The sequence below is a fragment of the Mycobacterium kyogaense genome (genome assembly GCF_003254575.1).
In the GTDB taxonomy this organism is placed as follows: domain Bacteria; phylum Actinomycetota; class Actinomycetes; order Mycobacteriales; family Mycobacteriaceae; genus Mycobacterium; species Mycobacterium kyogaense.
Map to the genome: position 1 here is coordinate 336,413 of NZ_QJUA01000001.1, position 13,804 is coordinate 350,216.

Sequence of the window (13,804 nt, forward strand, 5' to 3'; positions counted from 1 at the left end):
TGGTTGTCGACTACGGCGCGGCGAGATTCCGCGTTTGACAGCGGTTCACCGTAGACTGGCCACCGTCACCCACCGCCCCTAGGGAGCAGCGACGATCGTGACCGCCGAGCAGCCCGAGCAGCATGAGAACGAGCCTCGAGAAGAGTGCGGAGTCTTCGGAGTCTGGGCACCTGGCGAGGAAGTGGCCAAACTCACGTATTACGGCCTCTATGCCTTGCAGCACAGAGGGCAGGAGGCCGCCGGCATCGCCGTGGCCGACGGCTCACAGGTGCTGGTCTTCAAGGATCTGGGGCTGGTCAGCCAGGTCTTCGACGAGCAGACGCTGGCAGCGATGCCCGGGCATGTCGCCGTCGGACACTGCCGGTACTCCACCACCGGCTCCACCACCTGGGAGAACGCTCAGCCGGTGTTCCGCAACACCGCCGCAGGCACCGGTGTGGCGCTGGGGCACAACGGCAACCTGGTCAACACCGCTGAGCTCGCCGCGCGGGCCCGCGACGAAGGCCTGATGAGCAATCGCGGTGCAGCCGCGGCGACCACCGACTCCGACATCCTCGGCGCCCTGCTGGCACACGGTGCGGCGGACTCCTCACTCGAGCAGGCGGCGCTGGAGCTGCTGCCGACGGTGCGCGGCGCGTTCTGCCTGACCTTCATGGACGAGAACACCCTCTACGCCGCGCGCGACCCCCACGGCGTGCGCCCGCTCTCGCTCGGTCGCCTCGATCGCGGCTGGGTGGTCGCCTCGGAAACCGCGGCCCTCGACATCGTCGGTGCGTCGTTCGTCCGGGACATCGAACCCGGTGAGCTGCTCGCCATCGACGCCGACGGCGTGCGCTCCACGCGGTTCGCGAACCCCACCCCCAAGGGCTGCGTCTTCGAGTACGTCTACCTGGCCCGGCCCGACAGCACGCTCGTCGGCCGCTCCGTGCACGCCACCCGCGTCGACATCGGCCGCCGGCTCGCCCGGGAGAGCCCCGTCGACGCCGACCTCGTGATCGGGGTGCCCGAATCGGGGACGCCGGCCGCCGTCGGCTACGCGCAGGAATCCGGCATCCCCTACGGCCAGGGCCTGATGAAGAACGCCTACGTGGGCCGGACGTTCATCCAGCCGTCCCAGACGATCCGTCAGCTCGGTATCCGGCTGAAGCTGAATCCGCTCAAGGACGTCATCCGAGGCAAGCGGCTCATCGTCGTCGACGACTCCATCGTGCGTGGCAACACCCAGCGCGCACTGATCCGGATGTTGAGGGAGGCCGGCGCCGTCGAGGTGCACGTACGCATCGCCTCGCCGCCGGTGAAATGGCCGTGCTTCTACGGCATCGACTTCGCCACGCCCGCCGAGCTGATCGCGAACGCGGCCATCTCCGACGGTGCCGGTGAGGAGATGCTGGACGCGGTCCGCCACGCGATCGGCGCAGACACACTGGCCTACATCTCCCAGCAGGGCATGATCTCGGCGACCGAACAGCCCGCCACCCGCCTGTGCTCGGCCTGCTTCGACGGCAACTACCCGATCGAGCTGCCCGGGGAGACCGCGCTGGGCAAGAACGTGATCGAGCACATGCTGGCCACCGCGGCGCGCACCGGTATCCCGCTGACCTCGGAGAACGACAACGCCTCGGCGCTCCGACGCCCGTAGGCTGTAACCGCGAAAGTTATTGCGGCGCAACCTTACTGAAGCGCAGCAGGTGCCTGCGTCCGGTGTGATCTTCCTTCAGTGCAGCCACGACGGAGTCGCGGTACGAGGACAACCCGGCCGCCGGCGGCGGGATCACCGCGTCGATGTCGTGCTCGTGGCAGATCGCGTCGCACTCCAACGACTCCACCAGAGGCCGCGCCAGCCCGGCCTTGATCGGCGTCACCAGACCCACCCAGTGGCTGGCGATCGTCGGCGTCAGGAACGGCAGCACCACCATGACGCGACGCCGTAGACCCGCGACGTCGGCGTAGGTCTGCATCGCGTCGCCGTACTCCATGACGTCGGGGCCGCCCACATCCCACGTGCGTGACTCCGGAACGTCGGCACTGGCCGCTTCCGCGAGGTAGTACAGCGCGTCGTCGATCGAGATCGGCTGGATCTTGTTGTGCACCCACTTCGGTGTCGTCATCACCGGCAACCTGTCGGTGAGGTGACGGACCATCTCGAACGACGCCGAACCCGACCCGATCACGATGCCCGCCTGCAACACCACCGTCTCGATCGACGACGCCAGCAGAATCTCCCCGACCTCCACCCGGGACCCGAGGTGGCGCGACAGATCGGCACCCGCGGGATGAAGACCGCTCAGGTAGACGATGCGCCGCACACCCGCCTTCTCTGCCGCGGCCACCACATTGCGCGCCGATTCGGCCTCCTCGGCGACGAAGTCCTTCGACGTACCCATCGAGTGCACCAGGTAGTAGACGACGTCCATGCCGTCGAACGCCTCCACCAGCGAGTCCGGTTTGGTCAGATCCCCCGCTGTCACCTCGACCTGGCTGCGCCACGGCGCACTGTCCAGCTTCGCCGGCTTACGTGCCATCGCCCGCACCGAATGCCCCCGCCTGAGCAGTTCGGGCACCAACTGCCCGCCGATGTACCCGGTCGCACCCGTCACCAGGCACTTGATCTGCTCAGTCGACACCTGCACTCCATTCGTCGCCGACACTCGAGAAGTCTTCGGTGCCGATGCCGACCTAGATTGCCCGCAAACGGGGGGCTTAAGCAGGCGCAGGCAATACGCAGCCCGGATCGGGGGCGTCGCCCAGGAGCGGGGCCGCGTCCCATGGGCACGCAGCATCGCACGCGCCACAATGGCGCCATGGCGTTTCGCGGGTGGCCGATCGAAGCCGTGGAGTTCTACGAAGGCCTCGAGGCCGACAACTCCAAGGTGTACTGGCAGGACCATCGGGAGACCTACGAGTGCCACGTGAAGGCGCCAATGGAGGCCCTGCTCGCCGAGCTCGCCGACGAGTTCGGACCGGCCACGATGTTCCGGCCCTACCGGGACGTGCGCTTCAGCGCGGACAAGAGCCCGTACAAGACCACCTGCGCCGCCCGCATCGGCGCCGGCTATGTGTCCTTCTCAGCCGAGGGGCTCTCCGCGGGTAGCGGTCTCTACATGCCCGATCCGGCAGCCCTGCAGCGGTTCCGCGCGGCCGTCGACGATCCCGATTCGGGCGTCGAGCTGGCACTCGTCGTCGCCGACCTGCGCCGCGACGGTTACGAGATCATGGCGCACGACGTGCTGAAGACCGCGCCACGGGGCTATCCGACGGACCATCCGCGCATCGAACTGCTGCGACACAAAGGCATCGCGATGATGAAGAGCTGGCCGGTCGGCGCCTGGCTGGGCACCCGCAAGGCCAAGGACCGCGTGGTCACGACCCTGCGCGCAGCGGTCCCGCTGGGGCAGTGGTTGGACCGCTACGTCGGCTAGCTGTACTGGCTGCGGGCGTTGGGCGGTAGCCTTATGGCCGATGACCGATCGCGCCGAACAACACGGCATTTCCTACGCGTCGGCAGGGGTCGACATCGAAGCAGGCGACCGCGCCGTCGAGCTGTTCAAACCCCTTGCCAAAAAGGCCACCCGGCCCGAGGTCCTGGGCGGCCTCGGTGGATTCGCCGGCCTGTTCGCCCTCCGCGGCGGCTACCGCGAACCGCTGCTGGCGTCCTCCACCGACGGCGTGGGCACCAAGCTCGCCGTCGCCCAGGCGATGGACAAACACGACACGGTCGGCATCGACCTGGTCGCGATGGTCGTCGACGACCTGGTGGTGTGCGGAGCCGAACCGCTGTTCCTGCAGGACTACATCGCCGTCGGACGGACCGTCCCCGAACGCGTCGCCGAGCTGGTGGCCGGCATCGCCGAAGGCTGCGTGGCGGCCGGGTGCGCCCTTCTCGGCGGCGAGACCGCCGAGCACCCGGGGCTGATGGCTCCCGACCACTACGACATCTCCGCGACCGGTATCGGCGTCGTCGAAGCCGACGACGTGCTCGGCCCCGACCGCGTCCGCCCCGGCGACGTGGTCATCGCGATGGCCTCGACCGGGCTGCACTCCAACGGCTACTCCCTGGCCCGCCACGTGCTGCTCGAAATCGACCACATGAACCTGGCCGGCCACGTCGAAGAATTCGGCCGCACCCTCGGCGAGGAGCTGCTGGAGCCGACCCGCATCTACGCCAAAGACTGCCTGGCGCTCGCCGCCGAAACGCAGGTGCGCACGTTCTGCCACGTCACCGGCGGTGGACTGGCCGGCAACCTGGAACGAGTCATCCCGCCCGGGCTCGTCGCCCACCTCGACCGCGGTACGTGGACCCCGGCGCCGGTGTTCGGCATGATCGCCCAGCGCGGCCGCATCGAACGCGCCGAGATGGAGAAGACGTTCAACATGGGCGTCGGCATGGTGGCCGTCGTCGCGCCGGAGGACACCGATCGCGCGCTGGCCGTCCTGACCGCTCGTCACCTGAGCTGCTGGACCCTCGGAACCATCGAGAAGGGCAGCAAGGACGCGTCACGAGCTGTGCTCGTGGGCCAACACCCCCGATTCTGACCGGGGGAGCCGGACTGACCGGCGGCTAAGGCCGCCAGTCGTCCTCGTCTACCCAGCGATCGTCCGGTGGCACGTCGCCGCCGATGCGGTCATCGTCTCCACCGGCCAGCTCGCGCTGGAGCCGCTCGAAATCAGTCTGCGGTGAGCTGTACTTGAGCTCACGAGCAACCTTGGTCTGCTTTGCCTTTGCCCGGCCGCGGCCCATGGGGGAACCCCCTCGCGCAATAACGGAGCGGCCTAATTGCTAGGCGGCTCCGATCTGAGTGTGTCTATTGTCCTGCCGACACTTTACCGTGCCGAACGCCGCGGCGCTGGCAGGCCCCGTTTTGCCCGGGTCACCGCGCGGCGCCCCGCAGCCTGTCGACCGCCAACCGGCCTGCTCCCGCCACATCGGCGGCCGGCAGGGAGTCAGGATCGATGGCCGCCGACACCGCCACGTCGCCGCCGGTCACCAGCTCGGTGTCCGCCGGCAGGCCACGTTTGAGCAGCGCCAGGGCGATCGGACCCTCGTCCACGTGCTCCACCACGGTGCCCACCCGGCCCACGGCGCGGCCCCCGGCCAGCACCGGGTCACCCGGGGACGGGCGATCGGTGGCGCCGTCGAGGTGCAGCAGCACGAGCATGCGCGGCGGTTTACCGAGGTTGTGTACCCGCGCCACGGTCTCCTGGCCTCGATAGCACCCCTTGTCCAAGTGCACCGCCGAGCCGATCCAGCCGACCTCGTGCGGAATGGTGCGCTCGTCGGTGTCGACGCCCAGGCGGGGCCGCAGCGCCGCCACCCGGTGCGCCTCGTAGGCCCACACCCCGGCACGCCGCACCCCGGCCGCCTCCAGCCGCTGCAGGTACGACGGCGCCTGGTCGCGAGGTACGACGAGGTCCACCTCGTCGGCAACGCCCGGCAGCGAGCGCAGAAAACCGCCGTCGGGTAGCGCGACGGCGGTACCGGGAACCGGCAGCGCCGGGACACCGAGCGCCTCCAGCGTCGCGGCCGCGGACACCGCAGGGCCGAGCAGGGACAGCACGGCCAGCTCCGTCGGCTCCACGACGACGTCCGCCCAGAACACCATCCTGCGCAGGAAGCTCAGCAGTGGCTCACCTCGCCACGGTTCGGTGTCGAGGATCGTGACGCCGTCGAGCTGCGTCTGCACCCAGTGATCTTCGACGCGGCCCTGCCCGTCGAGGTTGAGATTCTGCGTCACCGTGCCGTCCGGCAGATCGCTGACGTGCTGGCTGGAGACGGTGTGCAGCCAGGTCTTGCGCTCCGCACCGGTGAGCGCCAGCACCGCGCGATGAGAACGGTCGACCACGATCGCGCCGTGGCCGGCCGCTCGCTGCTCGCCCAGCGGATCGCCGTAATGCCAGACCGCGCCGGCGTCGGGCCCGTTCTCGGGCGCAGGGACCGCGGAGGAGTGCACAGACATGGCTCAATGCTACGAGCCGGCCTGATCCGGGCGCGGCTACGCTGATGCCCCATGGCCGGACTCAGCGTGGTGGTCTCCCTCGACAGCGGCGTCTGCGATCCGGCTGCGCCGCTGCTGTACGCCGACGACCTCGCCGCCGTGCGCGGCGACGGGATCTTCGAGACGCTGCTGATCCGTGACGGCAGACCCTGCCTGCTCGAGGCGCACCTGGCGCGGCTGGCGCATTCGGCGCAGCTGATGGACCTGCCCGCGCCCGACCTGCAGGCGTGGCGATCCGCGATCGACCAGGCCGTCGCCCGGTGGCTGGCCGACGGTGGCGACGAGGGCGTGCTGCGGCTGGTGTACAGCCGAGGCCGGGAAAGCGATCCGAGCGGCACCGCCTACGCGACCATCGGCCCGATGGCCGCCCGTGTCGCCGAGGCGCGCCGCGCCGGGGTTGCCGCGCTGACGCTCGACCGCGGCCTCGCCTCGAGCGCCGACGAGAACATGCCGTGGCTGGTGGCGGGCGCCAAGACACTGTCCTACGCCGTCAACATGGCCGCCCTGCGTCACGCCGAGCGGAACGGCGCCGGCGACGTCATCTTCGTCAGCACCGACGGCCACATCCTCGAAGGCCCCCGCTCCACCGTCGTCATCGCCACCACCTCCGACGACGGACGGCCGTGCCTGCTGACGCCGCCGCCCTGGTATCCGATCCTGCGGGGCACGACCCAGCGGGCGCTCTTCGAGGTGGCGCGCACCGCCGGTTACGACTGCGACTACCAGGCGCTGCGGCCCGCCGACCTGCTGAGCGCGCAGGGGGTGTGGCTGGTGTCGAGCATCACGCTGGCGGCGCGGGTGCACACTCTCGACGGCACCACGCTGGCGCCGGCACCGATCGCCGCCGACATCGCCGCGCTTGTCGACACCGCCATCCTCAGTGATCGCTGAGAGATTAATTCCCTTGTCGCCCAGCCGGAGCGCGAGTACCTTCGCCTGTACACAGGGAAGGAGGTGGTCCGACAAATTGAGTGACTTATGGACATGTGAGGTGGCTGCGAGCTAGCAGCGCCGGGGAGCGCTTGACGCCTACTGCGCGCGCTGGCGAATTCCCCGCAGCCACCCGGCCCCCGAGCCCCTTGGTTGAGTCCGACCGAGGATCACGGCTCGGGGGCTGCTCCGCATCTAGGGCTGAGCAGTATCTAGGGCTGTGCCGGCGCGTCCGGGCCGGGCGCCAGCGACGAACACTCGTGCATCGCGGCCTCCCACGCGGCCGGATCGACGCCCGCGGGTGGGCCCGTCATCGGCCCGGGCGGGCTCGGCATTCCATGCTGACCCAGGCAATAGGCGAGCGAGCCATGGCCGACACTGGGAGACACCGTGCTCGACGGTGCGGGGGCCTGAGGTGGGGGCGAGGAACACGCCGCCGAGGACGCCATGGCCATGCTCGCCGCACACACCGCCGCGGCCGCTGCGCGCCGCACTAACCGACGAACCTGGCCAGGCGCGCGGACAGGTGCGGAACCAGACCACCGTCGGCGTCGACCCGCTCTTCGACATAGGCGAGATCGCCGCCGTCGACGATCCCGTAGAGCCGCTTCGCGCCCCCGACGAGGACCCCGGACTTGCTCCGCGCCAACGCGTCGGTGACCAGCTCCCACGACGCCTGGTTCAACGGCCGCCCGTAGAACAACTCCACGTAGCCGGCCGAATGCGCCAACAACAACTCGATGGCCTGGGATTCACCGGGATCGCCGGGATCGTTGACGAAGCGCCAGAAACCCGTCTCACGCAACGTCTGGCCGTCGTAGCCGCCGTCGTCGGTCAGCCGCCAGGAGCGCGCTTCCCAATTGAGATAGTCGGCCCCGTCATGCGAGACCACGATCTGCTGGCCGAACCGGTAGTCACCGTGGGAGCCACGCCCCTCGCCCTCGCCGCGCCACACCCCGACCAGCGGCAACAGGGCCAGCAGTCGATCGTCGAGATCGGCGCCTTCACGCAGATTGGCCGTGTCGGCGGGCACGGGGAGATCCCCGAATGCCGGGATGTTGCGCGCGGCGGTCTGCCGGGCGCGTTCGGCAGCAGCGGCGACCGCCTCGTCGCCAGAGGTCACGACTCGTCGGTGATCAGCCGGTACAGCGCATAGAGCGCGAACCACGTGATGACCACGACGGCCGCGACGAGCAGGAGTTCGTAGAACAGCACCACGAGGAAGAGTCTAACTCCCGCTCAGCGGGGAGTTGAGATCAGCTGACCTTGCTCTCGTACTCGGGGCAGAAGGCGCCGGTGGCCGCGCCGACGAAGTACCCGGCCTGATAGTCCGACCAGTCGGTGACACTGGTCAGATCGGCGACCTCCTGCTCGAAGCTGGCGCCGTTCTCCCAGTCCTGGCAGACCGCACGGCCGGTGTCGAGCACCTGCTGGGTCTTGTCCGAGGGCCAGGTGATGCCGCCTTTGCCGATCACCGTGAGGAAATCGCCCTCGGGATCCGCGAGAGCAGCGGGTGCGCTGACCAAACCGACCGCGGCGAACGCCGCGGCTGCAGCAAAGGCGAAGGTGATCTTCATAGTCGGGTCCTCGACAGGTGTGGCCCACGCGGGTGCGCGGGCAGTGCACTCATCGTCGCCGACGACAGCGCAACGCGCAGCATTTTCACAGCAAGATCGAAGCGGTCAAGCGAGGAGCCGCGCCCAGTGGCGCGACTCCTCGGCTTCGTCACCCGCTACCTGATGGCGCGACTCCTCGGCGGCTCGGCCCTCGCCGCCTTCGTCGTCACGCGCTACTTGATGGCGCGACTCCTCGGCGGCTCGTCCCTCGCCGCCTTCGTCGTCACGCGACCTTGACGTCGACCTCGTGGATCCCTGCGCCCGACGGCGCCACGCTGGCATCGCCGTTGCCGGCCGGCGACAGCGCCCGCAGCTTCCAGCTGCCCGGCGCGGCGAAGAACCGGAAGTCACCGGTGGCCGACGCGACGACCTCGGCGGTGAACTCGTCAGAGCTGTCGAGCAGGCGCACGAACGCCCCACCGACGGCCTGACCCGAGCCGTCCACGACACGGCCGGTGATGACCGTTTCCTTCTCCAGGTCGACGCTCGCGGGCAACGTCAGTCCTTGCTTCGGTGCAGAGCACATATCAACTTCCCAACTCGATCGGGGCGCCCACCAGGGAGCCGTATTCCGTCCAACTGCCGTCGTAGTTCTTGACGTTCTCGTGTCCCAGCAGCTCCTGCAGCACGAACCAGGTGTGCGACGAGCGCTCCCCGATGCGGCAGTAGGCGATGGTCTCCTTCTCGCCGTCCAGCCCGGCGTCGGCGTAGAGCTTGGCCAGGTCCTCGTCGGACTTGAAGGTGCCGTCCTCGTTGGCCGCCTTGCTCCACGGCACGTTGATGGCCGACGGGATGTGACCGGCGCGCTGGCTCTGCTCCTGCGGCAGGTGCGCCGGGGCCAGGATCTTGCCGGAGAACTCGTCGGGGGAGCGCACGTCGACCAGGTTCTTCGTGCCGATGGCCGCGATGACTTCGTCGCGGAACGCGCGGATGCTGGTGTCGGGCGACTTGGCGCTGTAGCTGGTCTCGGGACGCGTCACCGCGTCCTTGGACAGGGGCCGCGCGTCGAGTTCCCACTTCTTGCGGCCGCCGTCGAGCAGCTTGACGTCCTCGTGGCCGTACAGCTTGAAGTACCAGTAGGCGTATGCGGCGAACCAGTTGTTGTTGCCGCCGTAGAGCACCACGGTGTCGTCGTTGGCGATGCCCTTGTCCGACAGCAGCTTCGAGAACTGCTGCTGGTCGACGAAGTCGCGCTTCACCGGATCCTGCAGATCGGTCTTCCAGTCGAGCCGGATCGCACCGGGGATGTGCCCGGTGTCGTATGCGCTGGTGTCTTCGTCGACCTCGACGAAGACGGTGTTCGGCGCATCGAGATTGCTCTCGGCCCAGTCTGCTGTGACCAGGACGTCGGAGCGTGCCATGGAGGAGATCCTTTCGACTACGAGTGAGTGGGTTTGAGGCGGAGGAACAACGGATAGAGCTGGCAGCCCAGGCAGATGCCGAAGGCTGCGTTCAGAAATGCGGCTGCCAGCGCGAAGCCGGTGGCCACCAGCCCGAGCGTCGGCACCCCTGCGACGAAGGCTGCGACGCCCACGACGGCGAACACCAGGCCGACCGCTTGGGCGAACTTCAGGGGAGCGATCGGCTCGCGTTCGGTGGCCGGGCCCAGCCGCGGAGCGACGAGAGCTGCGAACAGCACGCCGTAGGGGTGGCGGCGCGGGCCGAGCGTGGCGCCGACGGCGAACACGACCGCCTGGGCCGCGAGAAGTGCGGCGGCGTAGGCGCTGCTGACCGTCGACACCAGCACGGTGGCGACCAGTACAGCGGTGGTGACCCAGGCGACGAACCGCGGCCCGCGGACGTCGACCTCGGCCGATGAGCGATTCTGCGTGGTGTGCGACACCTGCGACATGGACATGCTCCTGTTGTTTCGGGACTGGCTGATGCGGCTCGCGACGAGACCGCCGGAGAGCGCGGCGCCGATGGCGCGGCTACTCAGCAGCTACAACAACAACAGCAACAACCCGCGACGCGGCACAGATCCACTGCGCGGCGCTTGGTGAGCCTGAGCTCGACACGGGTTGGCACGGCGACAGCTTACCCAACGACAGGGTGATCAAGCCAACAGCGGCCGCAGTGCGGACCGCAGGTCAGCGGCTGTCGGCACGCCGGACGCCCGATACTGCTGCCGTCCCTCGGCGTCGAAGATGAAGGTCGTCGGCAGCGACAGCACGGAAAGGCGCCGGGCGGCATCGGGATTGGCATCCATGTCGATTTCCACGTGGGCCACGGCGGGCAGCTCGGCACACACCTGGTCGACGACGCGGCGGACGCCCGCACACGGCCCGCACCACACCGCCCCGAAATGCACGACGGTCGGCCCCGTACCGGATAGACCCAGCTCACTGGTGTCGACGGCGGGCGAGTTCGACACATCGCCGGCCGGCGTCAACCGGCCCGCACGCGCGGTCAACACTCGGCCGACGACGAAGGCGAGGCCGAATGCGGCGATCAGCACCGCGATCACGACGATCCACGACGAGCTCATGACAATCTGAACCCGTCCAGGGGCACGGTTACTCCCTCGGCGATGCCCTCGATGATCAGGTCGGAGCCGCGGGCGCCCTCGCTGGTGGGGGCGATCCCGAACGGGAGCTTCTGACCTGGCATTTCGGTGGAGAAGGCGGCGAGCACTGCGGGCAGCTTGTCGGCGGGCACGTCCTGATCGGCTGTGCCGGGACCTGTCAACACCCCGGTCGCGGTCATCTTCAGCGTGGTCTGGGCCGGGCCGGTCACCGAGAGGTCGACCGCGATGCTGACACGCTCGTCGACCCCGGCCTGGCGCGGTGTGCCGGTGAACACCACGCCTTTGTTGCTGGAAATGCCCGATTCGGTCGTGCCGCCGGTGGAATCGTTGGTCTCGCGGGTGGGTGCCTCCACCAGCAGGTCGGGAATGCCCATGAAGCGGCCGACGTGCGTCGAGTCGATGATGATGCGGCTCTCCAGCTTGCCGACGGTCAGCGTGGCGTCCGGGGCGATCAGCCACGAATCACCCGTATCCACCGAATGAAGGGTCGCTTCCAACGAGGCCTTGCCGACCACGGCGTGATCAACGCCACTGGCCTTGATCTCCACTTCCCGGTAGTGGTGCTCGGCGGCCTGCGTCAGAAACGGGAAGCCGAGGATTCCCACGGACGGGTCCCATTGCAGGTCCGCGGCTGCGCGCACGCTCCTGGCCAGGCGATATTCGGCATAGATCGCTGAGCCGAAGTCGACCCCGAGCGCGCCGAGGAGGACTACGACCACCGTCGCGATGGCACCGATGACGAACCTGCGCACGCGGACATTGTTGCCCACTGCGTCGGCATCGTTCGTTCGGCGCGGCTTAAGGGCAGGTGGCACGCTATCGTTAGGAAGCCATCGGCTGAGTAACGGCCGTATGTCATGCATGAATCTGGGAAGTCACCGCGCGACAAAGACGTACCGGCGAGGTCTCGGATGACTCCACGGCTGCTGGAGGGGACAGTTGGACCTACTGCTACTGACTGTTGACCCGCACCCCGAATCCGTCCTGCCTTCGTTGTCGCTGCTGGCGCACAACGTGCGGACCGCGCCGACCGAAGTGTCGTCTTTGCTGGAAGCCGGATCTGCGGATGTGGCGATCGTCGACGCCCGCACCGACCTGGCCGCCGCGCGCGGCCTGTGTCGCCTCCTCGGCACCACCGGAACCGCAGTTCCCGTCGTCGCCGTCGTCAACGAGGGCGGTCTCGTCGCCGTCAACACGGAATGGGGCTTGGACGAGATCCTGCTGCCCAGCACCGGCCCGGCCGAGATCGACGCCCGGCTGCGACTGCTCGTCGGCCGCCGCGGCGGGATGGCCAACCAGGAGAACGTGGGCAAGATCAGCCTCGGCGAACTGGTCATCGACGAGGGCACCTACACGGCTCGTTTACGCGGACGGCCGCTCGACCTCACCTACAAGGAATTCGAGCTGCTCAAGTACCTGGCGCAGCACGCGGGCAGGGTGTTCACTCGCGCGCAGCTGCTGCAGGAAGTGTGGGGCTACGACTTCTTCGGCGGCACCCGCACCGTCGACGTTCACGTCCGACGGCTGCGCGCCAAGCTCGGCACCGAATACGAATCGTTGATCGGCACCGTGCGCAACGTCGGCTACAAGGCAGTGCGCCCCGCCCGGGGACGGCCACCGGCCGCCGATGCCGATCTGGGCGAGGACATGGACGACGACCCCTACGACGACGACGTCACCGAGATGTTGGATGACGACGTGGCCGGGGCGCCTGCCGACGCTCTGCGCAGAACGTGACGGCGATCGGCTGGCACGAACGGCTGACCGAGCACCAGCAGCACCTCGTTCGGGAGCTGATCGCCGCGGCGACGCAGTCCGACGGCATCGCGCCGGTGGGTGACCAGGTCCTGCGTGAACTCGCCCATGACCGCACCCGGCATCTGCTCGCCGAAGACGGTGACAGCGTGCTCGGTTACCTCAATCTCGCGCCCGAGGGTGACGACGCCCCGGCGATGGCCGAACTCGTCGTCCACCCCGAGGCGCGCCGGCGCGGGATCGGCGCGTCGATGATCGGCACCGGCCTCCCCGCCGGTGGGCCGGACACCCGCGTCTGGGCGCACGGCAACCTCGCGCCTGCCCGAGCCACTGCTGAGGCGCTGGACCTCGCGGTGGTGCGCGAGCTGTGGCAGATGCGGCGGAGCCTCACCGACTTGCCGGCCACCCCGGCACCGGGCGAGGTGCGCATCACCACCTACTCCGGCCCCACCGACGACGCGGAGCTGCTGCGGGTGAACAACGCCGCGTTCGCCTGGCATCCCGAGCAGGGCGGCTGGACCGCGGCCGACATCGCAGAACGACGCGCCGAATCGTGGTTCGACCCGGCGGGATTGTTCCTCGCCCGCGACGAGACCACGGGCGATCTCCTCGGATTCCACTGGACCAAGACACATTCGGACACCCTCGGCGAGGTGTACGTGGTGGGGGTCGATCCGTCCGCGCAGGGCCGCGGTCTGGGCGCCGCGCTGACGCTCACCGGACTGCACCACCTCGCGGACCGGTTGAGCGTCGATGGGCGCGACGCCGAGGTGATGCTGTACGTCGAATCGGACAACACCGCCGCGGTGAAGACCTACCGCCGATTGGGTTTCGAGGTCGCGACCGTCGACGCCGCCTACAGCCGCCGCACCGGCGATCACCTGTGAGATCGCTGGACCTGTTCACCTGCCGTTCACTCGTCATCCGCAGTGCGTCAATTACCGCCGCATAGCTTGCCGGGTGAGCTCGGAGCCGCACCGGCA

General features: G+C 68.8%; 18 protein-coding genes. 7 read left to right on the forward strand and 11 right to left on the reverse strand.

What is annotated here, in order from left to right; all coding sequences use genetic code 11:
• Positions 1–97 precede the first annotated feature (97 nt).
• A complete protein-coding gene (gene purF / locus DMB80_RS01620) occupies positions 98–1,639 on the forward strand; it encodes an amidophosphoribosyltransferase (RefSeq protein WP_046365576.1) in 1,542 nt (513 codons plus the stop codon).
• Between the two features lie 16 nt (positions 1,640–1,655).
• Here the strand turns inward: purF and DMB80_RS01625 are convergent, their stop codons facing one another.
• Positions 1,656–2,624: an NAD(P)H-binding protein gene (locus DMB80_RS01625; RefSeq protein ID WP_240430953.1), complete on the reverse strand. Its 969-nt coding sequence runs from the start codon at positions 2,622–2,624 to the stop codon at positions 1,656–1,658.
• Positions 2,625–2,801: 177 nt separating this feature from the next.
• Here DMB80_RS01625 and DMB80_RS01630 point away from each other — a divergent pair, with 177 nt between their 5' ends.
• Together DMB80_RS01630 and purM are read left to right on the forward strand one after the other, a co-directional pair.
• Positions 2,802–3,419, forward strand: coding sequence for a DUF2461 domain-containing protein (locus DMB80_RS01630; protein ID WP_111508255.1), 618 nt, complete (start codon positions 2,802–2,804; stop codon positions 3,417–3,419).
• 40 nt (positions 3,420–3,459) lie between these two features.
• Positions 3,460–4,533 (forward strand): phosphoribosylformylglycinamidine cyclo-ligase, encoded by a 1,074-nt coding sequence (gene purM, locus DMB80_RS01635; RefSeq protein WP_046365575.1) that lies wholly within the window; start codon positions 3,460–3,462, stop codon positions 4,531–4,533.
• A gap of 25 nt (positions 4,534–4,558) precedes the next feature.
• On the opposite strand, the gene DMB80_RS01640 is transcribed toward purM, so the two are convergent.
• Entirely contained in the window at positions 4,559–4,738 is a 180-nt protein-coding gene (locus DMB80_RS01640) for a DUF3073 domain-containing protein (protein WP_046365574.1), read from the reverse strand.
• A gap of 130 nt (positions 4,739–4,868) precedes the next feature.
• Entirely contained in the window at positions 4,869–5,954 is a 1,086-nt protein-coding gene (gene ygfZ, locus DMB80_RS01645; protein WP_111508256.1) for a CAF17-like 4Fe-4S cluster assembly/insertion protein YgfZ, read from the reverse strand.
• Between the two features lie 51 nt (positions 5,955–6,005).
• On the opposite strand from ygfZ, the gene DMB80_RS01650 reads away from it, so the two are divergent.
• Positions 6,006–6,884 (forward strand): aminodeoxychorismate lyase, encoded by an 879-nt coding sequence (locus DMB80_RS01650; protein WP_111508257.1) that lies wholly within the window; start codon positions 6,006–6,008, stop codon positions 6,882–6,884.
• Positions 6,885–7,416: 532 nt separating this feature from the next.
• Here the strand turns inward: DMB80_RS01650 and DMB80_RS01660 are convergent.
• Together DMB80_RS01660 and DMB80_RS01670 are read right to left on the reverse strand one after the other, a co-directional pair.
• Entirely contained in the window at positions 7,417–8,046 is a 630-nt protein-coding gene (locus tag DMB80_RS01660; RefSeq protein ID WP_111508259.1) for a heme-binding beta-barrel domain-containing protein, read from the reverse strand.
• A gap of 133 nt (positions 8,047–8,179) precedes the next feature.
• Positions 8,180–8,500, reverse strand: coding sequence for a DUF732 domain-containing protein (locus DMB80_RS01670; protein ID WP_046362268.1), 321 nt, complete (start codon positions 8,498–8,500; stop codon positions 8,180–8,182).
• A gap of 126 nt (positions 8,501–8,626) precedes the next feature.
• Between DMB80_RS01670 and DMB80_RS27955 the strand changes: the two genes are divergently transcribed.
• Positions 8,627–8,776, forward strand: coding sequence for a hypothetical protein (locus DMB80_RS27955; RefSeq protein WP_162938369.1), 150 nt, complete (start codon positions 8,627–8,629; stop codon positions 8,774–8,776).
• On the opposite strand, the gene DMB80_RS01675 is transcribed toward DMB80_RS27955, so the two are convergent.
• The 6 genes from DMB80_RS01675 to lmeA all read right to left on the reverse strand — a co-directional run bounded on the left by DMB80_RS01675 (position 8,763) and on the right by lmeA (position 11,836).
• The gene (locus tag DMB80_RS01675) at positions 8,763–9,065 is read right to left on the reverse strand and encodes a DUF1416 domain-containing protein (RefSeq protein WP_111508260.1); all 303 of its coding nucleotides are present in this window, start codon (positions 9,063–9,065) and stop codon (positions 8,763–8,765) included. The two genes, DMB80_RS27955 and DMB80_RS01675, sit on opposite strands and share 14 nt — an antisense overlap.
• 1 nt (position 9,066) lies before the next feature.
• Positions 9,067–9,900, reverse strand: coding sequence for a sulfurtransferase (locus tag DMB80_RS01680; RefSeq protein WP_111508261.1), 834 nt, complete (start codon positions 9,898–9,900; stop codon positions 9,067–9,069).
• A gap of 17 nt (positions 9,901–9,917) precedes the next feature.
• Positions 9,918–10,391, reverse strand: coding sequence for a DUF4395 domain-containing protein (locus DMB80_RS01685; protein WP_205538457.1), 474 nt, complete (start codon positions 10,389–10,391; stop codon positions 9,918–9,920).
• Between the two features lie 83 nt (positions 10,392–10,474).
• Positions 10,475–10,567, reverse strand: a complete 93-nt coding sequence (locus DMB80_RS28900) for an Ms5788A family Cys-rich leader peptide (RefSeq protein WP_353960636.1) — start codon at positions 10,565–10,567, stop codon at positions 10,475–10,477.
• A gap of 28 nt (positions 10,568–10,595) precedes the next feature.
• On the reverse strand, positions 10,596–11,027 hold the full coding sequence (locus DMB80_RS01690; RefSeq protein WP_111508262.1) for a thioredoxin family protein: 432 nt from the start codon (positions 11,025–11,027) through the stop codon (positions 10,596–10,598).
• Positions 11,024–11,836: a mannan chain length control protein LmeA gene (lmeA, locus tag DMB80_RS01695; RefSeq protein WP_420812100.1), complete on the reverse strand. Its 813-nt coding sequence runs from the start codon at positions 11,834–11,836 to the stop codon at positions 11,024–11,026. The genes DMB80_RS01690 and lmeA overlap by 4 nt, the downstream gene beginning before the upstream one ends.
• A gap of 169 nt (positions 11,837–12,005) precedes the next feature.
• On the opposite strand from lmeA, the gene DMB80_RS01700 reads away from it, so the two are divergent.
• Together DMB80_RS01700 and mshD are read left to right on the forward strand one after the other, a co-directional pair.
• Entirely contained in the window at positions 12,006–12,803 is a 798-nt protein-coding gene (locus tag DMB80_RS01700) for a winged helix-turn-helix transcriptional regulator (RefSeq protein WP_111508264.1), read from the forward strand.
• Complete coding sequence (gene mshD, locus DMB80_RS01705) at positions 12,800–13,708, forward strand: mycothiol synthase (RefSeq protein WP_111508265.1); 909 nt, start codon at positions 12,800–12,802, stop codon at positions 13,706–13,708. Before DMB80_RS01700 ends, mshD begins: the two co-directional genes overlap by 4 nt.
• Positions 13,709–13,804: the final 96 nt, after the last annotated feature.